The following is a 21,656-nucleotide window of genomic DNA, read 5'->3' as shown; positions in this document are numbered from 1 at the left end:
GGCGCAGCGCAGTGGACGCGCGGAGGTATGTCGATCGGCTCCGTGCTGGATCTCCTGCGTCCGGACTTTCCGGACATCACCATCTCGAAGATCCGATTCCTGGAATCGGAGGGACTGATCAGCCCGGAGCGCACGCCGTCGGGTTACCGCAGATTCGCGGTACACGACGTCGAGCGGCTCCGGTTCGTGCTGACCGCGCAGCGGGACCAGTACCTGCCCCTGAAGGTGATCAAGGAACAGCTCGAGGCGATCGACAAGGGAGCCGCCACGCTCGGGGTGCGGGAAGCCCGCGCCCGAGCGGGCGGCGGGGGAAGCGACGCGGTGAACGGATCCGCGCCCACCGACGGTCCGGGCCGCCTGCGGCGGCTCGGTGTCGTGCCCGGTGAGGTGTCGCCCGAGGAACTCCGGTTCGATCACGAGATCCGGGTTACTCGGGCGGACCTGATCGACCAGGCCGGTATCGACGAGAAGTTCCTCCAGGAGCTGATCCGCGCCGGACTGATCACCCCGGGCGCGGCCGGTTTCTTCGATACCGACGCGGTGACGCTGGCCCGCACCGCGCAGGCATTGAGTGAATTCGGTTTGGAGGCACGGCATCTGCGCGCCTTCAAACTGGCGGCGGATCGGGAGGCGGCGCTGGTGGCCCAGATCGCGGCCCCGATCGCCAAGAGTCGGGACGAGGACGCGCGCGCCCGTGCGGAGGAGACGGTGCGAGAGTTGGCGGCATTGTCGCTGACCCTGCACACCTGCCTGGTGAAGACCGCCGTGCGCGCTTCCCTCGGAGGCTGAAATCATCGCTCTGTGTGTCGGGCAGGGTATCGGTGCCGACGCGTATTGTGGCTCTTACGTCAGCAATGGCGTTCCGGACCGCCCAGCAGGTGGCCGGGTCATCAATGCCTGTGGAGAGTCGGGCGCTGGCCAGTTCCCAACGGGGACTGGTGGAACCGGACTCGGCGAAGCAGGAACCCGCACCGATTCGGTGTGGGGACACCCGAGGAGGGTGGTGTCGGAGGAAATTGGCCGACGCGCTTTAGACTCGGTGATACGGCACCGAGCGGCAGGGCGGCAGCCGGGCGAGTTTATGGGAGGCGTGCCATGAGCGAAATGCGTGTGATCGGCATCCGTGTCGAGCAGCCACAGAACCAGCCCGTGCTGTTGCTCCGCGAGGTATCGGGCGACCGGTACCTACCCATCTGGATCGGACAGGCCGAGGCGACGGCGATCGTGCTCGAACAGGAGGGTGTCACGCCCATCCGCCCGCTGACCCACGATCTGATCAAGATCCTCATCAAGGAGTTGGGTCACACCTTGAAGGAGGTCCGGATCGTGGATCTGCAGGAGGGCACCTTCTACGCCGATCTGGTCTTCGAGAACGGTCCGCGCATCTCCGCGCGGCCGTCGGACTCGGTCGCCATCGCCCTGCGGGTGGGCTGCCCGATCTATGCCGAGGAGGCGGTCCTCGAGGAGGCCGGGCTGGTCATGCCGGACGAGCGCGAGGACGAGGTCGAGAAGTTCAAGGAATTCCTCGAATCGGTCTCGCCGGACGACTTCAAGGCGACCGACAGCTGAGTGGCCGCTCGCTACGGAAATGTGTCTCGACCTCAGGTTTAGGGTGAGAAACACGCGGTCGAGCAGGCTTGGTCGGTGCCGATACTGCCGGGACAATCGGGAGAGTAGCCTCGATAGTTAGGCCATTCGCTCCAGTATTGATGACGAGCCCTGATAGGCCACGGTAGTGAGGGAGTAGTCAGTGGGAGATCAACCGCAAGACGTGGTGCAGCCAGGGCTGTTCCCCGATGACACGGTGCCCGATGATCTGGTTGGCTACCGAGTTCCCACTGCGTGCCAAGCGGCGGGAATCACCTATCGCCAACTCGACTATTGGGCACGCACCGGACTGGTCGCGCCGTCCATTCGCACCGCCACCGGATCCGGCAGCCAGCGTCTGTACTCGTTCAAGGACATCCTGGTCCTCAAGATCGTGAAGCGACTGCTCGACGCGGGCATCTCGCTGCAGAACATCCGCATCGCGGTCGACCACCTGCGCAGCCGCGGTGTCGAGGATCTGGCGGGTATCACGCTCTTCTCCGACGGCACCACCGTCTACGAGTGCACCTCCCCCGAGGAGGTCGTCGACCTGCTCCAGGGCGGCCAGGGTGTGTTCGGCATCGCGGTCAGCGGCGCCATGCGCGAATTGACCGGTGCGATAGCCAATTTCCCGGCCGAACGCGCCGAGGAGGGCAATGCCACCGACCGCCCGGAAGACGAACTCGCCTTCCGGCGCAAGGCCCGCCTCAACACCAAGACCGGTTAGCTCCGCGCAACCCCGCCGGACCGGCGCGTCCCGTCACTCAGAGGGTGTACGCGCCGGTTCGCGGCGCGTCTCGGTTCTGGACCGACCGGAGCGGAGGAGCGAAGCGGGGGAGCGGAGGAAGGGAAGAACCGAGACCTCCAGCGCCGCGAACCCGCCCCGGAGCGCAGCGGAGGGGCAAATCGAGCACAGCTACACTGGGCGGTGCGTCGCCGCCGTGCGGGAGAGCTCCGGGACCACCGGACGCCGAAGGAGCAGCACCTCCCCGTCAATCTCTCAGGCACCAGGGACCGTACGGAGTTTCGACGCCTCTGGAAAGCGGTGGTCCGCGACCACCCGCCCATGGGGAAAGGGCACCGCTCACCCGGCGGACCCGAATCTCTCAGGCTCCACGACAGAGGGGGAGGGCACCCGACTGTCGACCGTCGGTCGACCCGCCCGAACCTTGGAGCTGCCGTGCAGAACCGATCCTTCGCCGACCGCCATATCGGACCCGATCGCGGCGAAACCGACCGCATCCTGTCCGCCATCGGCATCGGATCCCTGGACGAGCTGGCCGAACGGGCCGTGCCCGCCAGCATCCTCGACGCCCCGGCCGCCAACGGTCTGGCCGCCCTGCCGCCCGCGGTGAGCGAGCATGAGGCGCTGGCCGAACTGGCCGCGCTCGCCGCGTCCAACACCGTCGCCACCAGCATGATCGGCCTCGGCTACTACGACACCCTCACCCCGCCGGTGCTGGTGCGCAATCTGCTCGAGAACCCGGCCTGGTACACCGCCTACACGCCCTACCAGCCGGAGATCTCGCAGGGCCGCCTGGAGGCGCTGCTCAACTTCCAGACCATGGTGTCGGATCTGACCGGCATGGAGGTGGCGAACGCCTCCATGCTGGACGAGGCCACCGCCGCCGCCGAGGCCATGACGCTGTTGCAGCGCGCCAACCGCAAGTCCAAGTCCACGCGGCTGCTCATCGACAGCGATCTGTTCCCGCAGACCCGGACCGTGCTGTACACCCGCGCCGAACCGCTCGGGATCGAGATCGTGGAGGCCGATCTGGCCGCGGGCGAACTGCCCGAGGGGGACTTCTTCGGCGTGCTGGCGCAGCTGCCGGGCGCATCGGGCCGCATCGTGGACTGGCAGCCGCTCGTCGATGCCGCCCACGAGCGCGGCGCGCTGGTGGGCATCGGCGCGGACCTGCTGGCCCTGACGCTGCTCACCCCGCCCGGGGAACAGGGCGCGGACGCCTGTTTCGGCACCACCCAGCGCTTCGGCGTGCCCCTGGGCTTCGGCGGCCCGCACGCCGGATATCTGGCGGTGCACTCCGCTCACGCCCGGCAGCTGCCGGGCCGGCTGGTCGGCGTCTCCGTCGACGCAGACGGCGGCCTCGCCTACCGGCTCGCGCTACAGACCCGCGAACAGCACATCCGCCGCGAGAAGGCCACCTCCAATATCTGCACCGCCCAGGTGCTGCTGGCCATCGTGGCCGCCATGTACGCCTCCTACCACGGCGCCGACGGCCTGCGCGCCATCGCCCGCCGGGTGCACGGGCACGCGCAGTGGCTGGCCGCCGGGCTCGGCGACGCCGTCGTGCACCAGCGCTTCTTCGACACCGTGCTGGTGAAGGCGCCCGGCGGTGCGGAAGCCGTCGTCGCCAAGGCCAAGGGCGCGGGCATCAACCTGCGCCTGGTGGACGCCGACCATGTCGGCATCGCCTGCGACGAGGCCACCACGGACGCGCACGTGGTGGCGGTGCTCGACTGCTTCGGCGCGGAGATCCCGGTCGGCCCGGAGGGTGCGCTGCCGCATGGCGCGCAGCGCCCGCACATCGAGAACCGCACCTCGGAGTTCCTCACCGCCCCCGCGTTCACCAAGTACCACACCGAAACCGCCATGCTGCGCTATCTGCGCGCGCTCTCGGACAAGGACATCGCGCTGGACCGCAGCATGATTCCGCTCGGCTCCTGCACCATGAAGCTCAACGCCACCGCGGAGATGGAGTCCATCACCTGGCCGGGCTTCAATCGCGTGCACCCGTACGCGCCCGTCGACGACGCCCCGGGCCTGCGCCGTCTCATCGCGGACCTGGAGGGGTGGCTGACCGCGGTCACCGGCTACGACCGGGTCTCGTTGCAGCCCAACGCCGGTAGCCAGGGCGAGTACGCGGGCCTGCTCGCCATCCGCCGCTACCACCTGGACCGCGGTGACACCCACCGCGACACCTGCCTCATCCCGTCCAGCGCGCACGGCACCAACGCCGCCTCGGCCGCCATGGTCGGCATGCGCGTGGAGGTGGTGAAGTGCCGGGCGAACGGCGACGTCGACCTGGACGATCTGCGCGCCAAGATCGCCGACCACGCCGAGCGGCTGGCCTGCATCATGATCACCTACCCGTCCACGCACGGCGTGTACGAGCACGAGGTGGCCGAGCTGTGCGGTCTGGTGCACGAGGCGGGCGGTCAGGTCTACGTGGACGGCGCGAACCTCAACGCCCTTGTCGGCCTTGCCCGTCCGGGTAAGTTCGGCGGCGATGTCAGCCACCTGAACCTGCACAAGACCTTCTGCATCCCGCACGGCGGCGGCGGCCCCGGCGTCGGCCCGGTCGCGGTGCGCGAGCATCTGGCGAAGTACCTGCCCGGCGATCCGCTGGAGCGGGATTCGCACGCGGTGTCGGCGGCCGAATTCGGTTCGGCCTCCATCCTTCCCATCACCTGGGCCTATATCCGCATGATGGGGGCCGACGGGCTGCGCCGCGCCACCCTGACCGCCATCGCCTCGGCCAACTACATCGCCCAGCGCCTGAACGACCACTTCCCGGTGCTCTACACCGGCGAGAACGACATGGTCGCCCACGAGTGCATCCTCGATCTGCGCGAGATCACCAAGCGCACCGGCGTCACCGTCGACGATGTGGCCAAACGCCTCGCGGACTACGGATTCCACGCACCCACCATGAGCTTCCCGGTGGCGGGCACCCTCATGGTGGAGCCCACCGAGAGCGAGAACCTGGAGGAGTTGGACGCCTTCGTCGACGCCATGATCGCCATCAAGGCCGAGATCGACCAGGTGGCCGCCGGGGTCTGGCCCGCCGACGACAACCCGCTGCGCGGGGCGCCGCACACCGCGGAATGCCTTGTCGGTGAATGGGATCACCCGTACAGCCGGGAGACCGCGGTGTATCCGCGCGGGGTGAAGCACGCTCGCGCCAAGGTGTGGCCGTCGGTGCGGCGCATCGACGGGGCCTACGGCGACCGCAATCTGGTGTGCTCCTGCCCGCCGCTCGACGCCTACGCCGAATGAGATCGTGCGCGCAGGTTCCCGTGCGGCCTTGGCGCGGCCTCACACCGCCGGTTCCCACCGGCGCAGCGTGACACTTACGGCGACGCCCCATCGGTCGCGCGGACCGGTGGGGCGTCGTTCGTCGGACCCGGTTCAGACGGTGTCGGGCCGCCAGGTCGCGACGGCCCAGATGATCACCACGTCCAGGGCGATGATGACGATCGACCAGATCGGGTAGTAGGGCAGCCACAGGAAGTTGGCGATGATCGACAGCGCCGCCAGGACCATGGCGGCGGCGCGGCCCCAGGCGGTGCCCGCCATCAGGCCGATGGCGGCGACGACCACGATCGCGCCGAGGATGATGTGGATCCACCCCCACCCGGTGGTGTTGAGCTTGTAGACGTAGTCGTTGACATCCACGATCACCAGATCGTCGGATGCCGCGGCCGAGATGCCCTCGAGGATCGAGAGCACGCCGACCACCAGCAGCAGGACGGCGGCCGCGATGGAGGTGCCCGCCGCGAAGCCCTGCTTCAGGGAACTGTCGGTGCTCGTCGTATGCGCCATGATCAACCCCTTCGATGGAGAGACCGGTGTTTCTCCGCAATCTCCCACGAGTTGGCCGACAGTGTGCTGCGACATGCCGAAGGGGTGTGGTCAAGGTGTGGTCAGGGCCTGATTCATGGCGCTGCCGAAGGCGAGTTCGTCGGTGGTGGGCACCGAGGTGTAGGTGCCGGCGGTTTGCTCGGTGAGGGTGCGCAGCGTCTGCTGGTCCTGTCCGCCGATCGCGATGACGTCGATGCGCACCGGGCGGGCCGGATCGGCGAGGGCGGCGATACTCGCCAGCAGTTGGTCGCCGGTGACGGGGGAGTCGTCGTCGGGGCCGTCGGTGACGAGCAGGATCGAATTGGTCTGTCCCGTCTCGTAGTTCGCGACGGCGTCCCGGTAGGCGGCTTCCAGGGTGGGATAGGCGCGGTCGGGCCGGGTGCTGGTCGCCGAGATATCGGACAGTTCCCGCACCAGTTCGCCGCGGTGGGCGTCGGTGAGCGGTCCGGTCCGTGAGATCACCCGGTAGGGCTGGTCCCCGTCCAGGTTCTTGCCGAAGGTCCAGACGCCCAGCCCGAAATCGGGCGGCATCACGTTCATGACCGATTGCAGGGCGGCGAGGGTGTTGGCCAGGCGGGTGGCCGCCCCCTCGGTGGCGGCCATCGAGGACGACACGTCCACCAGCGCGGTGGCGCGCACCCCCAGCACCGGATTCGCCAGCACCTCCCGGACGCGGGTCAGCACCGCCTGCTCCGGCACCGGCGGCCCGGCGGGCGGTGCCGCGCCGAAACCGTCGTCGGTGAACAGCTTCGCCTGTTCGGGTGCGCGCAGATAATCGGCGAACAGGCTCGCCGCCAGATTCTGGGTCTGGTCCACCCAGTCGCCGTTGAGCAGCGCCGCCGGATAGTCGGCCACCGGGGTCGCGCCCAGCGGACGGAAGGCGGTGAGGCCGCGACCGGCCTTGATGCGCTGTTCGGTGGCGGTGACCGCGTGCACGGTCGCCTCGGGCAGGTCGGCGGCCCCCGCCGCGTCCATCAAGGCCCGGTCGAGATCGGACGCCTCGGGCGCGCCCGCCGCGAGCCGCGAGACGGCCGAGGTCACCTGGCCCGCCGCCGCGGCCTCCGCGGTGAGCGGATCCGATCCCGACACCCCGGACCCGACCGCGAGCGCGGCGGCCAGGCTGTCGTCACCCGGCGGCATGGCCAGGCGCAGCCCGCCCCAGCCGCCCAGCCCCACATCGGCGAGCGAACCCTGTTGCAGTCCGGGCAGATCCGCCCAGGTGGTCTGGGCCGCTTCCAGCGCCCGCCGGAGTTGATCGGGGACGGCCAGCGCGATCGGGCTCACCGCGACCGGCGCGGGCGTGCCCTCCACCAGCCCGGGCACCCGCATCAGCGCCACCGACCGCGACGAATCCGGAATCCACAGCGCGGGCTGCGGTCCCAACTCCGGGTTCCACGGCGCGTCGGCCGTGAACGCGGCGACCACGGCATCCGAGGCCCGCGCGGTCACCTCGACCTGCGCGCAGTGGTCGCGCACCCGTGGTTCGGTGGCGTTGTACCGTTGCGCCGCCGCCCGCACCGGGTCCGCGATATCGGGATCGACGGTGACATGCAGCGTGGTGGTGCCCTCCGCACAGGCGGCGGCCGCCGCCGCATCCCGATTCTCGGCCCGCTCGGCCAGCCAACTCCAGCCGACCACCGCCACCGCCAGCACCACCACCGCCACCAGAGCGATGACCGGTCCCTTGCTGACACCACGTGACCGGCCTCGGGCGCGATGAGTTCCCACGATTGTCAGTCTATGTTCACGCGAAATTCGCCTTGCAGGTCAGGCGGGGTTTGCGGCGGCACCGGGGCGCGGGCGAAGCGATCACGGGTTCCCATCTTGCCCGCAACCGGCTCCGGAAACGAATCGGCGGTACGCGACGAGGCCGCCGTCGTGCGGGGCACGGCGGCGGCCTCGGGGTGAGTCAATCGCGGATCAGTGTGCCGCGGTCGTACTCGTGGCCGCCCCAGACGCCGGACTGGCCGGTGCGGGCGGCGAAATCGCCGCATTCGCGGCGGATGGGGCAGGCCGCGCAGATGCTTCGCGCGTAGTCGAAGTCCTGCGAGGGGTAGGGGAACCAGGCGTCGTGGTTGGGGTCACCCTTGCAGGCAGCGCGGGCCCAGTAGTCCTTCGAGTCGGAGATGGGGAGCAGATCCGCCAGGCTCAGCTCCCGAACTGCTGTTTTCGTCATCGGATCTCGCTCCTTTCATGTCCGATCACGCGGTTACGATGCGGCCAGTTCCTTCCAGATCCGCCGCTGCTTCTTCTCCATGTCCTTGGGAGCGCGGGGCTCCCACAGCAGGCGCATGCCGGCCTCCTCGGGAGTCCGGTCCGCCTTGTAGGCGTTGCACCGCCCGCAGGCGGCGATGAGGTTGTCCCAGGTGTTGGGGCCGCCTCGGCTGCGCGGCCGGATGTGGTCGACGGTGCGGGCCCATCCGGCGCAGTACCCGCAGCGGTAGTCGTCGCGCCGCAGCACGGCGGGCAGGGTGGCCCGGCTGCCGTCGGCGACCGTCACGCTGTGCTCGAGGTAGACGTAACGCAGCAGCCGGATGGTCTCCGGCAGTACGAGCTCCAGGCTCTTCGAGCGAATGGGGAAGTGCGGATCCCGATCCACCACCGGCTCGGCGGCACCGGTGATGAGCAGCACCACGGCGCGCTCGGCGCGGATCTCGGTCAGAGCCTCGTAGGAGGCGTTGAGGAGCAGCACTCCCGTGTGTATCCAGTTGTCGGCGGTTATCGCCGGCGGCTCGTCGGCGTGACGGAACAGCATGGGTGTCACCATGTTTCGTGAAAGGAAGGAACGAGATGAGGGAGGCGGCGGGTCAGGCCCGCGCGGCGAGGCGGCCGATATTCCGGCCCAGCCGTTCGCGCTTGTCCATATCGCCGTGCTGCGAGTACTCCGGATGCAAAGCCGCCTCCTCCTTCCCGGTGTCGCCGACCGCTTGGTCGGGTTGATCGTCGAAACTCATGGTGGCACAACGGACCTGCCGTTGTCGTGCGGATTTTCCGGCCCCCGCCGTACTTCTACAACGGTGGAGTGGCCGAATTTGTTTCACCGAAACCGGTTGCGGAACGGCAACGAGGCGAGCGCTACTCCCTGTGTCACCCCGGCGGTCGCCCGCGTGGACTCGGTGCGGACGCCGCATGGGCGTTCCGTGCAAATTGTGTCGCAGATCACATTAGTGCGCCAGGAGCAATCCGGTGCGTGATCGGGTACCGACTAGTTGGTAACCCATTCCGGTCCTGGAGGAGAAATTCGTGGTCCTAGATGCCACCCTCGCCGATCCGCACGCGCTGGTCGGGCGCACCTACCGGCTGCGCGACCACTACGAGGTCGGTCGCGAGCAGGTGCGCGAATTCGCCCGCGCGGTCCAGAACGATCATCCGGCCCACCTCCACGAGGAGGTCGCCGCCGTCTACGGCTGTACCGCACTGCCCGCCCCGCCCACCTTCGCGGCCCTGCTCGGCGGCTCGGTGCAGGCGGCCCTGGGGCAGCTGCTCACCGACTGCGACCTCACCTCCACGGTGCAGACCGAGCAGACCTTCGACTTCCATCGGCCCATCCTGGTCGGCGACCGGCTCACCAGCCACATCGGATTGCTGTCGCGCCGCAAGGCGTTCGGCGGGGATCTCATGGTGCTGGGCAACGAGATCGTCGACGCGCACGGCGGCGCCGTGCTGACCGCGACCACCGGACTGGTGGCCCGGGCGGACGGCGGACCGGATGAGCGATTCGCGGCGATCGGCGAGAACATCCTGCACCAGGGGCTGCTCGACGCTGAACCGCCCGCCATCGACGAGGTCGCGGCCGTCATGCCCGCCCTCCCCACGCCGCGGCCGGTGACCGGCGGCCGCGCGCTGGCCGGGGTGGCGGTCGGTGACCGGCTGCCGTCCCGCGTCTACCGGCTCACCCTCGGCGATCTGGTGCGCTACGCCGGGGTGGCCGGGGATCCGAACCCGATCCACTGGCATCCCGCCAGCGCCGAGGCCGTCGGTATGGGGCCCGGCGTCCTCGCGCACGGCATGCTCACCATGAGTCTGGGTGCGGGCTATCTCACCGCCTGGACCGGCGATCCGACCGCCCTGCGCCGCTACCGGGTGCGGCTGTGCAACCCGGTGCGGGTGCTGCCCGGCGCGGTCGGGGAGATCGAATTCGGCGGCCGGGTCAGCGAGGTCGACACCGAGGCGCGAACCGCCACCCTCGCCCTCACCGCCACCCACGACGGCCGCCGCGTATTCGGCGGGGCCACCGCCACCGTAGCGCTCACCTGACGAGAACCGTTCCGGCACTCGAGGGTCCGCCCGTCCCGGCTGTCGGCGGGGCGATTCGGCCCGAGGGATCGGTGGGCTGTTCGGTCTGGTCGATCGGTCGGGCGAACCGGTAGGGCGAGTGGGTCCGGCGGATCGGTGGGGCGAGTCGGTCTGGTCGATCAGGCAGTGTTCGGCCCGGTCGATCAGGCGGGAGATCAGTCGAGCGGGACCGCCACGAGCGGGTCGGTGGTGGGTTGGGGGGAGCCGCCGGCGGGCTCCACCGAAAGGGCGAGCAGGGCGGCGTCGTCGAGCGGCACCACCGTCGGATCGTCCGGTGCGGGCAAGGGGTCGAGCACACCCGCCGACAGTGGTTGGCCGCCTTCCGGGATGAGCCACAGCTGATAGGTGTGCCGCAGGGGCGCGGCGGGCACCGCGTCGAAGGACACCGCCGCCGCGTCCAAGCGCGCCGAGGTGGTGACCACGATATCGCCGCCGCCGGAGACGGGGGTGCGTATCTCGCGCGCATCGGATTCGGCGAGGATCCGCTGGGCGGTCACCGCGCCCGCCTCGCCCTGCCGGGTCCGGTCGACGGCCACGAACGCGCCGATGCCGATCGCGATGATCAGCACCGCCGCTGCGGCCAGCCACCGGATCGGCCACGTCCGGCCCACCGGCGTCGCGGCCGCCAGCTGGCGGTCCAGGGCAGCCTGGACGGATGCCTCGACATGGTCGGGCGCGGGATGCGCGTCGACCACGGTGAGCGCCGCGAGGGTTTCGCGGATCTCACGCACGGAGTCACGGAAGGCGGCCGCCGCCGCGGGGTCGGCGGTGCGCACCCGCTCCTCCACCGCCGCACGCTCGGGCTCGGCGAGCGCGTCGAGTGCGTACGGATAGGCGAGGTCGAGCAGATCGGTCTCGGGAGCGTGGTCAGGCATCGGTCACCGATCCTGTCAAACAGCTGCGCAGTCGGCGCAATCCGTCACGAATGCGAGTTTTGACCGTGGACAGCGGGATGCCGAGATCATCGGCCACCTCCGCGTAGGTCCGGCCGCCGTAGTAGGCGAGCGCCACCGACTCCCGCTGGATGTCGGTCAGGGTGTCGAGGCAGTCGATGACGGCGCGCTCCTCGGAGCGCTGCGCCACCGTCTCGGCGACGATGTCGTGATCGCGGCCCAGATGTCGCTGGCCGTAGGCGAGATCGCGGTGGCCGCGAGAGTATTCGAGTCGGGCGCGATCGACCGCGCGCCGATGGGTGAGCATCATGAGCCAGCCGATCGGACTGGCGAGCCGCTGATCGTACTGGTCGGCGGCGTTCCACACGTACAGATACACCTCCTGGGTGACCTCCTCGGCGGCCGGGGGGCGGCGCAGAATCCGCAGCGCCAGACCGTAGACGCGGTCGTGGGTCGAACGGTAGAAGGCGGTGAAGGCATCCCGATCGCCCGCTGCGACGCCCCGCAGCAGTGCCGCCAAGCGGCGCATCTGCTCCGGATCGGGCGTCGGCCTGGTGGCCGGACAGCTCTCGGACCGCTCACCCCGGGTTTCGCCGGTGGCGGCGGAGAGGGTGCGGCCTTCGTCGGCCATATGCGGTGTCTTCCTGGTCGGATAGCTCGCCGGTACGGGTACCTCGCAGCCTAGCGGCCGGTGCCGCGGCACGCCGCGTATTCTCGCGCGCCGCGGCTGCCCGGCGAATCGATCGGCTCTGACGACCGCACGGTCACGGCCGTTCGAGTGGTCCGGGAACGGCCTAGAGCGGCATCGGGCCGGAGGATCCGCTGGAGGCCCACCACCACGCCGCGTTCACGCGGGCGATGATCAGATTGACGACATCGAGAACGGTACTGCCCATGGATCTTTCCTCTGCTGGGGAACGACTGACGCCGCGCAGCCTACCCATTCCGGAGACACGAATCCCCCCGGTCGATCTCGATCGACCGGGGTATTCGTGCGCACGGTCCGCGTCTACGCGCAGAACTTGGCGTTGTACTCCTTGGCCTCGCGGCGGCGGCGGTGCAGGATGGGCTCGGTGTAGCCGTTGGGCTGCTTGGTGCCCTCGAGCACGAGTTCCTTGGCGGCCTGGAAGGCGATGCTGGAGGCGAAGTCGGGGGCCATCGGGCGGTAGCCCGGGTCACCGGCGTTCTGGCGGTCGACGACCGGGGCCATGCGCTCGAGGGAGGCGATGACCTCGTCCTCGGTCACGACGCCGTGGCGCAGCCAGTTGGCCATCAGCTGGGAGGAGATGCGCAGGGTGGCGCGGTCCTCCATGAGGCCGACATCGGAGATGTCGGGCACCTTGGAGCAGCCGACGCCCTGGTCGATCCAGCGCACGACGTAGCCGAGGATGCCCTGGGAGTTGTTGTCGAGTTCCTGCTGTTTTTCCTCGGCCGACCAGTTGGTGTCGGTGGCGAGGGGGATCTCGAGGATCTCGTCGACGCTGGCGCGCGGGCCGCCCTTGGCGATCTCTGCTTGGCGTTTGAACACGTCCACCAGGTGGTAGTGGGTGGCGTGCAGGGTGGCGGCGGTCGGCGAGGGCACCCACGCGGTGTTCGCACCGGCCTTGGGGTGGCCGACCTTCTGGACCAGCATGTCGGCCATCAGGTCCGGCATGGCCCACATGCCCTTCCCGATCTGCGCCTTACCGGGCAGACCGGCGGCGATACCGGTGTCGACGTTGAAGTCCTCGTAGGACAGGATCCACTGCTGGCCCTTCATCTCGGCCTTGCGGACCATCGGCCCGGCCTCCATGGAGGTGTGGATCTCGTCGCCGGTGCGGTCCAGGAAACCGGTGTTGATGAAGACCACGCGGTCCTTGGCGGCGTGGATACACGCCTTCAGGTTGACGGTGGTGCGACGCTCCTCGTCCATGATGCCGACCTTGAGGGTGTTGGCGGGCAGGCCCACCACCTCCTCGATCCGGCCGAACAGCTCGTTGGTGAAGGCGACCTCGTCGGGACCGTGCATCTTCGGTTTCACGATGTAGACGGAGCCGGTGCGGGTGTTCTTCAGCTTGGTGTCGCCGTTCAGGGCGTGCTTGGCGATGAGCACGGTGAGCAGGCCGTCCATGATGCCCTCGGGGACCTCGTTGCCCTCGGCGTCGAGGATGGCGTCGGAGGTCATGAGGTGGCCGACATTGCGGACGAATAGCAGCGAGCGGCCGTGCAGCACCAGTTCGGAACCGTCGAGCGCGGTGTAGACGCGGTCGGGGTTCATGGTGCGGGTGAAGGTCTTGCCGCCCTTGCTGACCTCTTCGGCCAGGTCGCCCTTCATCAGGCCCAGCCAGTTGTGGTAGCAGAGCACCTTGTCCTCGGCGTCCACCGCGGCCACGGAGTCCTCGAAGTCCATGATGGTGGTGATCGCGGACTCGAGCACCACGTCCTTGACACCGGCGGTGTCGGTGGAGCCGATCGGCGAGGACGGATCGATCTGGATCTCGATGTGCAGGCCGTTGTGCTTGAGCAGCACCGAGGTCGGGGCGGCCGGATCACCCAGGTAGCCGACCAGGGCGTCGGCATCGGCCAGGCCGATGTCGGTGCCGTCCTCGAGGCCCACGACGAGTTCGCCGTCGGTGATGGAGTACTTGGTGGAGCCGACGTGCGAGCCGGTGATCAGCGGCACCGCGTCGTCGAGGAAGTTGCGGGCCCATTCGATGACCTTGTCACCGCGGACTTTGTTGTAGCCGGTGCCCTTCTCCGCGCCGTTCTCCTCGGAGATGGCGTCGGTGCCGTACAGGGCGTCGTACAGCGAGCCCCAGCGCGCGTTGGCGGCGTTGATGGCGAAGCGGGCGTTGCTCACCGGCACCACGAGCTGCGGGCCCGCGGTGGTGGCGATTTCGGCGTCCACGTTCTCGGTGCCGATCCGGAAATCGGCCGGTTCGGGACGCAGGTAGCCGATCTCGGTGAGGAACTGCTTGTAGGCGGCCTTGTCGTAGCCGGTGCCGGCCGTGGCGGGCCGCGAATCAGACGCTGCGGCACGGTGCCACTCGTCGATCTTGGCCTGGATGTCGTCGCGTTCCGCGAGCAGAGCACGGTTACGGGGAGCGAGGTCGTTGATGACGGCCTCGGCACCCGACCAGAACGCGGCGGAATCTACGCCGGTGCCGGGAAGGGCCTCGTTCTCCACGAAATCGTGGAGCACCTTGGCAACCTGGAGCCCGCCGACCTGAATCCGCTCTGTCATCTAATGCCTCATTTCGAGAAGCCGGGTGGAAAAAGTACGCCCGTCATGTTACTCGCGGGTATGTGGTGGGCGGCGGCGGCCCGCACTTCCGGATGTGTCACCGGTCTTGATTGTATCGGCCGGTACATTTAATGTACTGGGCAGAACATTTCTGTTGTTCGCGGACGCGAAGGTGTGGGTGTATGGGAAAGCCCTTGTCGGACAAGGTCGCCGTGGTCACCGGCGGCAGCCGCGGGCTGGGCCGGGAGATGGTGCACGCCTTCGCCGATGCCGGAGCCCACGTGGTGATCGCCAGCCGCAAACTCGACGCGTGCGAGACCCTGGCCGCCGAGATCCGCGCGAAATACGGCGTGCGGGCACTGCCGGTGGCCTGCAATGTCGGCGTCTGGGAACAGTCCGACACTCTGGTCGACACCGTGTACGCGGAATTCGGCGCGGTCGACGTGCTGGTCAACAACGCGGGCATGTCCCTGCTGTACCCGAGCCTGGACCAGGTCACCGAGGCCATGTTCGACAAGGTGATCGCCACCAACCTCAAGGGTGCGTTCCGGCTGTCCGCGCTCATCGGTCCGCGCATGGCGGCCGCGGGCGGCGGCTCGATCATCAACATCTCCTCCATCGAGGCCGCGAAACCCGAACCCCTCGCGGTGCCCTACGCGGCGGCCAAGGCCGGACTGGAGGCACTCACCGGCGGGCTGGCGCAGACCTACGGCCCGGCGGTGCGGGTCAACACCATTCGCTGCGGGGCCTTCGACACCGATATCGCCAAGGCGTGGCCGCAGGAGATGCGCGACCATCTCGCCCAGCACAACGCGCTCGGGCGGATCGGCGTCCCGGGCGATATCGTCGGGGCCGCACTGTTCTTCGCCTCCGACGCCTCCGCGTTCTGCACCGGGGCGACCTTGTCCCTCGACGGCGGCTGGCGATGACCGCGGCGCCGGCGCGGCGGCGCGGACGACCCCCCGCCTCGGAGGCGAGCCCGGGGGAGACCCGGGAGCGGATCATGCGCGCGGCCGTGGAGCTGTTCGCGGAGAAGGGATTCCATGCCACCGGGGTCGGCGAGATCGGCGACCGGGCCGGGATCCAGCGCGGCGCGCTGTACTACCACATCGGCTCCAAGGAGGAACTGCTCTTCCAGATCCGGCGCACCTACACCCAGCTCATGCTGGACGCCGCCGCGGCCGTCGCCGAGCGTGACGCCGCGCCGGTCGACAAGCTGCGCACCCTGATTCGCGACCACGTGCGCCTGATCATCGAGCACCAGCACGAGGTGACCATCGCCCTGCGCGACGCCGGGGCGCTCACCGCCGAACGCGAGGCCGACCTCCAGCGGCTGCGCGAGGCCATTCAGGGCTGCTGGCAGCGCGTCTTCGACGAGGGCCACCGCGCCGGAGCGCTGGGCACCAACGATCACGTCGTCACCAACAGCGTGGTGGCCATGCTGAACATGGTCAGCCGCTGGTATCGCCCCGACGGCGCGCGCACCCCCGACGAGATCGCCGACATTCTCATCACCACCATCCTCGACGGTGTCGCGGCACCGGCCGCGAACAAGTGAAAGGCTGACCATGGCTTGGGATTTCGAGACCGACCCGGAGTACCAGCGGAAGCTGGACTGGGTGGCCGATTTCGTGCGGAACGAGGTCGAGCCGCTCGACCTGCTCTACCCGGAACCCTACGACCGCGCCAACCCCGAGATCCGGGCGCTGATGAAACCGTTGCAGGAGAAGGTGAAGGAGCAGGGCCTGTGGGCCTGCCACCTCGGCCCCGAACTCGGCGGCCCCGGCTACGGCCAGCTCAAACTGGCCCTGCTCAACGAGGTCATCGGCACCTCCAAGTGGGCTCCGCTGGTATTCGGCTGTCAGGCACCGGATTCCGGCAATGCCGAGATCCTCGCCCACTTCGGCACGCCCGAGCAGCAGGCCCGGTACCTGCGACCGCTGCTCGACGGTGAGATCGGCTCCTGCTATGTGATGACCGAGCCCACCGGCGGCTCCGATCCCACGGCCTTCAAGACCCGTGCGGTGCGCGACGGCGACGACTGGGTCATCAACGGCGAGAAGTGGTTCAACTCCGCCGCCGAATTCGCCACCTTCCACATCGTCATGGCGGTCACCGATCCGGACGCCGAACCGCACCGGCGGCTGTCCATGTTCATCGTCCCCGCCGACGCCCCCGGTCTGGAGATCGTGAAGAACTTCACCGTCCCCGGCTTCAGCGAGAACGAGGGACACCTGCGCTTCACCGATGTGCGCGTGCCCGCCGACGCACTGCTCGGCGAGGAGGGTCTCGGCTTCATCGTGGCCCAGACCCGCTTGGGCGGCGGTCGCGTGCACCACGCCATGCGCACGGTCGCCATGGTGCGCAAGGCCTTCGACATGATGTGCGAGCGCGCCGTCTCCCGGCCCATGCGCAAGGGCGTGCTCGGCGGCATGCAGATGACGCAGGAGAAGATCGCCGAAGCGTGGATCGAGATGGAGCAGTTCCGGCTGCTGGTGCTGCGCACCGCCTGGCGGATCGACTCCGAACAGGACTACCGCAAGGTTCGCCACGATATCGCCGCCATCAAGGTGGCCATGCCGAAGGTCATGCACGACATCGCCCAGCGCGCCATGCACCTGCACGGGGCCATCGGCGTCAGCACCGATCTGCCGTTCGTGGACATGATGAACTACGCCCAGGTCATGGCGATCGCGGACGGTCCCACCGAGGTGCACAAGATCACCCTGGCCAAGGAGATCCTGAAGACCTACGAGCCCGGCGATCCGGTGTACCCGAGCGGCTACCGTCCGGCGCTGCGTGAGAAAGCGCGGGAGCTGGTCGCCCAGCGGCTCGAGCACACGGTCGGAAACCTGTGACCGGATTCCGCTGATCGGATCTCGCTGACCGAATCCCGTCGACCGGATCTCGTCGACATCTCCTTGGCCAGTGGAACCGCTGGCCGATAGGGGTTCTCGTCGGCGGGGCCGGTCAGGCCACCGGTGCGCGTTCGGCGGTCCCGGTGATATTGCGGGCCATGCCGCCGAAGATCACGGCGTGGAACGGTGCGATGGACTTCCAGTACAGCTGTCCGGCGAACCCGTGCGGTTCGAAGACGGCGCGTTGCCGGTACACGGCGCCGCCCCCGGCCCCGGGTTCGACGGACAGTTCCAGCCAGGCGCGTCCGGGCACCCGCATCTCGGCGCGCAGGCGCAGCAGGTGCGGCCGCTCGATGTGCTCGACGCGCCACCAGTCCAGGGCCTCGCCGGGGCGCAGGCGGTGTGGGTCGCGGCGGCCGCGCCGCAGCCCCACGCCGCCGGCGAGCCGGTCGATCCAGCCGCGCAGCGACCACGCCAGGGGAAACGAGTACCACCCGTTCTCCCCGCCGATCGCCTCGATCACCGCCCAGAGCCGGTCGGGGTCGGCGGTGGTGGCCAGTTCGCGCACATCCGTGTAGACGGTGCCGCCGGACCAGTCCGGATCGGTGGGCAGCGGATCGGAGGGCGCACCCGCGTCCGACCAGCGGGTGGGCACGTCGAGATCCTTGATGCGGGCCAGCGCCAGCTCGACCGCGCGGCGATAGCCGGTCGGCCCCTCCGGCGGCGGGGGAATGTGGTCGTCGACGGCGGCGTCGCGGCACACCACGTCGTTGATCAGCGATTCCATCAGCGGCACGGCGATGGAGCGGGGGACCGGGGTCACCAGGTTCACCCACTGCGCCGACAGCCAGGGGGTCAGCACCGGCACCGGCACGATCACCCGGCGGGCGAGTCCGGCGACGGCGGCGTAGCCGTGCATCATGTCCACGTAGGTCAGCACATCGGGCCCGCCGATATCGAAAGCGCCCGACACCGTGTCCGGCAGCTCGGCGGCCGCCACCAGATAGTGCAGGACGTCGCGGACCGCGATCGGCTGGATGCGATTGCGCGCCCAGCGCGGGGTGACCATGACCGGCAGCCGCTCGGTCAGATACCGCAGCATCTCGAAGCTGGCCGAACCCGATCCGATGATCACCCCGGCGCGCAGCACCAGGGTGGGCGTCGGCCCGGCCAGCAGGATATCCCCCACCTCGGCGCGGGAGCGCAGATGCCGCGACAGCCGCTGGCCGTCGGGGGTGATGCCGCCGAGATAGACGATGCGCCGCAGCCCGGCGCGCCCGGCACCGGCGGCGGCGAGTTCGGCGGCGCGCCGGTCCACCTCCTCGAAGTCGGTGCGGTTCAGCGAGTGGATGAGGTAGTAGAGGACGTCCTGATCCGCGAGCGCGCTGTCCACCGCCTCGGGATCGGTGACGTCGCCGGTGCGCACCTCCACCCGGTCGCGCCAGGGCACCTCGGCGAGCTTCTCCGGACTGCGGACCAGCACCCGCACGGTATGGCCGCGGCGCAGCAGTTCCGGCACCAGTCGGCCGCCGATGTAGCCGGTCGCCCCGAAGATCACACAACGCACGCGCTCACCTCTTCCGGTCGGTCGTACCCCGTACGCTCGGTTGTCCCGCTCAGGTGTGCGCCGTCAGGTGTTCAGCTGCCGGACGGCGAGATCCAGCGCCGCCGCGAAGACGGTCCACAGCAGACAGGGTACGAGCAATCCGGCGGCCCAGCGACGGCGGCGCGCGAACAGCGCGATGGTGGCGACGAGGGCGGCCAGCAGCACGAGAATCTCCGCGAAGGCCACCTACCTGGTTCTCACCGCCGTAATCCACTCTCCGCGTGTGCATTGCGATGCCGCGACCGATCCGGCGACCCGGACGTGAGGGTGAGGGCCGCCGCCACCTGCGCGCGGAATTTCGGGCAGGTGCGGAAGTCCTCGGTACCGCATTCGAGGGCGTGATCGAGCGAATCCAGCGCGGCGCGCGTGCGCGCCAACCGCTCGGCCAGCCGATCACGATGCGCGCGCAACAGCGCCCGCCGCGACTCCCGATCCGGCGCCTCGGTGAACAGCGCCCGGATGTCGGCGAGCGACAACCCGATCTCCTTGCCCAGCAGAATCATGGTGACCGTCTCGGCGTCGACCTCCCGATACCGCCGTCGACCAGCCGAATCCCGCTCCGGCGCAAGCAGTCCCAGATCCTCCCAATGCCGCAGCACATGGGTGGCCAAGCCGAAGCGCGCGGCCAGATCACCGATGGTCGAGGAGGCGGTCACACCGAACAGCATGCGACTTCAGGCCCACCTGAAGTCAAGTCCCCTCCGGAGCGCTGGGCGCGGTGACGCCCACGGCGGGCAGGATGGCCTGGTCGACGATATCGGTGAGGGTCCGCTCGTCGGGGCGGGTGCCGGAATCGAAGGCGATCTCGAGCACCAGTGCCTCGCCGATGTCGATGACCACGGGTGTCAGCCGCCGCGGATCGATGCGCCCGAGCGCCGCGTAATGATGCAGGACCGTGCTGGTGAAGCGGCCGCCCGCCGGTTCGAAGACAGGTTCCCGCGATCATGCCCGGATAGTCGATGAATTCGGCCACGCCGACGATATCGATGCCGAGTTCGGTCAGCCGCGACCACAGGTAGGCGATCACTGCGCCGCCGAGTGTCCAGTAGTCGTGCGGGATATCGGGTTCGGGATTCATGACATCCGGCGCGAAGGAACCGATCTCGTTCATGGACGACTGCCTGGTGGCCACTGCGGGAAGGCCCGTGGTGGCGAATTTCGCCACCATCCCCACCTGGATGTTCCACACCACGCAACCCGTCGCGCTCCACGATGATCCGGCGGCGATACATTGGGATTACGAGCAGGTCAACGAATTTCGCGATCCCACCCTCACCGAGGTCGCCCAGCACTTCGAGCGCATCGGCCGCTGGTATCTGGCCGGCGGGTTCACCGACCAGTTCGGGGTACACCACGACTCCGGGCGGCGGCACCGCTTCGCCTACTGGGAGGTGCTCTGCGAACCCGACATCGGTCACCGGTTGTCACCGCAGATGTACACCCGCCTCTACGACGCGGTGGTGGAACGACTGCGGGAACTCGACCCGGAAATGAAATTCGTCGGGCTTTCGCTGAGTCCGGTGACGCAGGATCCGGAATACTTCTGGCATTTCCTCGATCCGGCCATGGCCGGAATCCTTTCGGGGGGAACGTCTTCGAGACGTAGATACTTTAGCGTAGCTACGTAAGCGTTTCTATCGGGACGGGCGCGGCCCGCACCGAGGTATGACGAAGGTGTGACGAACTGCTTCGGGGTGACGCTGCGGCCGTGCCGACGCGGTTGAATCGAGGCAGCGAATGCGCGAACGGGGAAAACGGAGGTTGTGACATGGTGTCGGTACGCAGAATCGGCCGATCGCCGATCACCTGGGCGGTGGCGGCGGTCTTGGTGATCGCGCTCGGTATCGGGCTGGCGCTGTTCCAGCCCTGGCGGCTGTTCACCAACACGACGGTCGTGGAGGCCGCGCCCACGGTGGACGCTCCGGTCACCCCGGGGGCGACACCCGCCGCGCCGCGCACGCTCTACACCGGTGAGTTCATCTCCCACGAGCACGCCACCACCGGGACGCTGCGGGTGCTCGACGTCGGTGGCGGTCAGCGCGTACTGCGGTTGGAGGACCTCGACACCTCGGACGGACCGGCCCTGTTCGTCTGGCTCAGCGACGCCCCGGTGCTGCCCGGCCGCGACGGGTGGGGCGTCTTCGACGACGGCGCCTTCGTCAGTCTCGGAAAGCTCAAGGGCAACAAGGGCAGTCAGAACTACGAGATTCCCGCCGACGCCGACCTGTCCACGCTGCGCAGCGTGTCGATCTGGTGCGACCGGTTCGATGTGTCCTTCGGCGCGGCGGAGCTGCGCGGCGCTTAGGCGCGGTGCAGGGCCGTGCGGAAGCGGGCGCGGTAGGCCGACGGGGTGACGCCCAGCCGGCGCAGGAACGCGCGGCGCAGCGATTCCTCGCTGCCCAGGCCGCAGCGGTGGGCGGTGCGGGCCACGGATTCACCCGATTCCAGCAGACTCTGCGCCGCCTCCAGGCGCACCGACTCCACGAAGGCGGCGGGGGTGGTGTCGAGGTGTTCGCGGAACAGCCGGGTGAGGTGGCGGATGCTGAGGGCGGCGCGGGCGGCCATGGCGGGCAGGGAATGGTCGGCGGCG

General features: G+C 69.0%; 23 protein-coding genes and 1 riboswitch. Of the genes, 10 read left to right on the top strand and 13 right to left on the bottom strand.

Going from position 1 to position 21,656, the window contains the following annotated elements; all coding sequences use genetic code 11:
- Positions 1 to 27 precede the first annotated feature (27 nt).
- The 4 genes from QMO76_RS31155 (at position 28) to gcvP (ending at position 5,605) form a co-directional block, all read left to right on the top strand.
- Positions 28 to 789, top strand: coding sequence for a MerR family transcriptional regulator (locus tag QMO76_RS31155; protein WP_306364936.1), 762 nt, complete (start codon positions 28 to 30; stop codon positions 787 to 789).
- A 306-nt stretch (positions 790 to 1,095) separates the two neighbouring features.
- Complete coding sequence (locus QMO76_RS31150) at positions 1,096 to 1,569, top strand: bifunctional nuclease family protein (protein ID WP_306364935.1); 474 nt, start codon at positions 1,096 to 1,098, stop codon at positions 1,567 to 1,569.
- 181 nt (positions 1,570 to 1,750) lie between these two features.
- Positions 1,751 to 2,314, top strand: a complete 564-nt coding sequence (locus tag QMO76_RS31145; RefSeq protein ID WP_306364934.1) for a MerR family transcriptional regulator — start codon at positions 1,751 to 1,753, stop codon at positions 2,312 to 2,314.
- Positions 2,315 to 2,521: 207 nt separating this feature from the next.
- A riboswitch (glycine riboswitch) is annotated at positions 2,522 to 2,614 on the top strand.
- A 153-nt stretch (positions 2,615 to 2,767) separates the two neighbouring features.
- Entirely contained in the window at positions 2,768 to 5,605 is a 2,838-nt protein-coding gene (gene gcvP, locus QMO76_RS31140) for an aminomethyl-transferring glycine dehydrogenase (protein ID WP_306364933.1), read from the top strand.
- A gap of 132 nt (positions 5,606 to 5,737) precedes the next feature.
- On the opposite strand, the gene QMO76_RS31135 is transcribed toward gcvP, so the two are convergent.
- The 5 genes from QMO76_RS31135 to QMO76_RS31115 all read right to left on the bottom strand — a co-directional run bounded on the left by QMO76_RS31135 (position 5,738) and on the right by QMO76_RS31115 (position 9,144).
- Positions 5,738 to 6,151, bottom strand: a complete 414-nt coding sequence (locus QMO76_RS31135; RefSeq protein ID WP_306364932.1) for a hypothetical protein — start codon at positions 6,149 to 6,151, stop codon at positions 5,738 to 5,740.
- 90 nt (positions 6,152 to 6,241) lie between these two features.
- Positions 6,242 to 7,918 carry a substrate-binding domain-containing protein gene (locus QMO76_RS31130; protein WP_306364931.1) on the bottom strand — a complete coding sequence of 559 codons (1,677 nt, stop codon included), beginning with the start codon at positions 7,916 to 7,918 and terminating at the stop codon, positions 6,242 to 6,244.
- Between the two features lie 181 nt (positions 7,919 to 8,099).
- A complete protein-coding gene (locus tag QMO76_RS31125; RefSeq protein WP_306364930.1) occupies positions 8,100 to 8,366 on the bottom strand; it encodes a WhiB family transcriptional regulator in 267 nt (88 codons plus the stop codon).
- Positions 8,367 to 8,399: 33 nt separating this feature from the next.
- The gene (locus tag QMO76_RS31120; RefSeq protein WP_306364929.1) at positions 8,400 to 8,945 is read right to left on the bottom strand and encodes an HNH endonuclease; all 546 of its coding nucleotides are present in this window, start codon (positions 8,943 to 8,945) and stop codon (positions 8,400 to 8,402) included.
- A 52-nt stretch (positions 8,946 to 8,997) separates the two neighbouring features.
- Positions 8,998 to 9,144: a hypothetical protein gene (locus QMO76_RS31115; protein WP_306364928.1), complete on the bottom strand. Its 147-nt coding sequence runs from the start codon at positions 9,142 to 9,144 to the stop codon at positions 8,998 to 9,000.
- A gap of 289 nt (positions 9,145 to 9,433) precedes the next feature.
- On the opposite strand from QMO76_RS31115, the gene QMO76_RS31110 reads away from it, so the two are divergent.
- The gene (locus tag QMO76_RS31110; RefSeq protein WP_306364927.1) at positions 9,434 to 10,447 is read left to right on the top strand and encodes a fused (3R)-hydroxyacyl-ACP dehydratase subunits HadA/HadB; all 1,014 of its coding nucleotides are present in this window, start codon (positions 9,434 to 9,436) and stop codon (positions 10,445 to 10,447) included.
- A gap of 194 nt (positions 10,448 to 10,641) precedes the next feature.
- Here QMO76_RS31110 and QMO76_RS31105 read toward each other — a convergent pair whose 3' ends face one another.
- From QMO76_RS31105 to QMO76_RS31095, 3 genes are all read right to left on the bottom strand, one after another.
- On the bottom strand, positions 10,642 to 11,361 hold the full coding sequence (locus QMO76_RS31105; protein WP_306364926.1) for an anti-sigma factor: 720 nt from the start codon (positions 11,359 to 11,361) through the stop codon (positions 10,642 to 10,644).
- Positions 11,354 to 12,010, bottom strand: coding sequence for an ECF RNA polymerase sigma factor SigK (sigK, locus tag QMO76_RS31100; RefSeq protein ID WP_306364925.1), 657 nt, complete (start codon positions 12,008 to 12,010; stop codon positions 11,354 to 11,356). Before sigK ends, QMO76_RS31105 begins: the two co-directional genes overlap by 8 nt.
- A 378-nt stretch (positions 12,011 to 12,388) precedes the next feature.
- The gene (locus QMO76_RS31095; protein ID WP_306364924.1) at positions 12,389 to 14,602 is read right to left on the bottom strand and encodes a malate synthase G; all 2,214 of its coding nucleotides are present in this window, start codon (positions 14,600 to 14,602) and stop codon (positions 12,389 to 12,391) included.
- A gap of 182 nt (positions 14,603 to 14,784) precedes the next feature.
- Between QMO76_RS31095 and QMO76_RS31090 the strand changes: the two genes are divergently transcribed.
- Genes QMO76_RS31090 through QMO76_RS31080 form a run of 3 tightly spaced genes read left to right on the top strand, consistent with a single transcriptional unit; the run spans position 14,785 to position 17,460 of the window.
- Positions 14,785 to 15,531, top strand: coding sequence for an SDR family NAD(P)-dependent oxidoreductase (locus tag QMO76_RS31090; protein ID WP_306364923.1), 747 nt, complete (start codon positions 14,785 to 14,787; stop codon positions 15,529 to 15,531).
- Complete coding sequence (locus tag QMO76_RS31085; protein ID WP_306364922.1) at positions 15,528 to 16,160, top strand: TetR/AcrR family transcriptional regulator; 633 nt, start codon at positions 15,528 to 15,530, stop codon at positions 16,158 to 16,160. Before QMO76_RS31090 ends, QMO76_RS31085 begins: the two co-directional genes overlap by 4 nt.
- A 10-nt stretch (positions 16,161 to 16,170) precedes the next feature.
- Positions 16,171 to 17,460, top strand: coding sequence for an acyl-CoA dehydrogenase family protein (locus QMO76_RS31080; protein WP_306364921.1), 1,290 nt, complete (start codon positions 16,171 to 16,173; stop codon positions 17,458 to 17,460).
- A 112-nt stretch (positions 17,461 to 17,572) separates the two neighbouring features.
- On the opposite strand, the gene QMO76_RS31075 is transcribed toward QMO76_RS31080, so the two are convergent.
- The 4 genes from QMO76_RS31075 to QMO76_RS31060 form a co-directional block, all read right to left on the bottom strand.
- Complete coding sequence (locus tag QMO76_RS31075; protein ID WP_306364920.1) at positions 17,573 to 19,027, bottom strand: SDR family oxidoreductase; 1,455 nt, start codon at positions 19,025 to 19,027, stop codon at positions 17,573 to 17,575.
- A gap of 63 nt (positions 19,028 to 19,090) precedes the next feature.
- Positions 19,091 to 19,252: a tryptophan-rich sensory protein gene (locus QMO76_RS31070; protein ID WP_372342125.1), complete on the bottom strand. Its 162-nt coding sequence runs from the start codon at positions 19,250 to 19,252 to the stop codon at positions 19,091 to 19,093.
- Positions 19,253 to 19,263: 11 nt separating this feature from the next.
- Positions 19,264 to 19,722 carry a MerR family transcriptional regulator gene (locus QMO76_RS31065; RefSeq protein WP_306364919.1) on the bottom strand — a complete coding sequence of 153 codons (459 nt, stop codon included), beginning with the start codon at positions 19,720 to 19,722 and terminating at the stop codon, positions 19,264 to 19,266.
- A 34-nt stretch (positions 19,723 to 19,756) separates the two neighbouring features.
- On the bottom strand, positions 19,757 to 19,906 hold the full coding sequence (locus tag QMO76_RS31060) for a hypothetical protein (protein ID WP_306364918.1): 150 nt from the start codon (positions 19,904 to 19,906) through the stop codon (positions 19,757 to 19,759).
- Between the two features lie 236 nt (positions 19,907 to 20,142).
- Here QMO76_RS31060 and QMO76_RS31055 point away from each other — a divergent pair, with 236 nt between their 5' ends.
- Together QMO76_RS31055 and QMO76_RS31050 are read left to right on the top strand one after the other, a co-directional pair.
- A complete protein-coding gene (locus QMO76_RS31055) occupies positions 20,143 to 20,694 on the top strand; it encodes a hypothetical protein (RefSeq protein WP_306364917.1) in 552 nt (183 codons plus the stop codon).
- 140 nt (positions 20,695 to 20,834) lie between these two features.
- Positions 20,835 to 21,371, top strand: coding sequence for a DM13 domain-containing protein (locus QMO76_RS31050; protein ID WP_306364916.1), 537 nt, complete (start codon positions 20,835 to 20,837; stop codon positions 21,369 to 21,371).
- Here the strand turns inward: QMO76_RS31050 and QMO76_RS31045 are convergent.
- Positions 21,368 to 21,631, bottom strand: coding sequence for a helix-turn-helix domain-containing protein (locus QMO76_RS31045; RefSeq protein ID WP_306364915.1), 264 nt, complete (start codon positions 21,629 to 21,631; stop codon positions 21,368 to 21,370). The two genes, QMO76_RS31050 and QMO76_RS31045, sit on opposite strands and share 4 nt — an antisense overlap.
- Between the last annotated feature and the right edge of the window lie 25 nt (positions 21,632 to 21,656).

It is taken from the genome of Nocardia sp. CC227C, assembly GCF_030767025.1.
Taxonomy (GTDB): Bacteria; Actinomycetota; Actinomycetes; order Mycobacteriales; family Mycobacteriaceae; genus Nocardia.
This window is presented reverse-complemented; position numbering and strand designations above follow the sequence as displayed.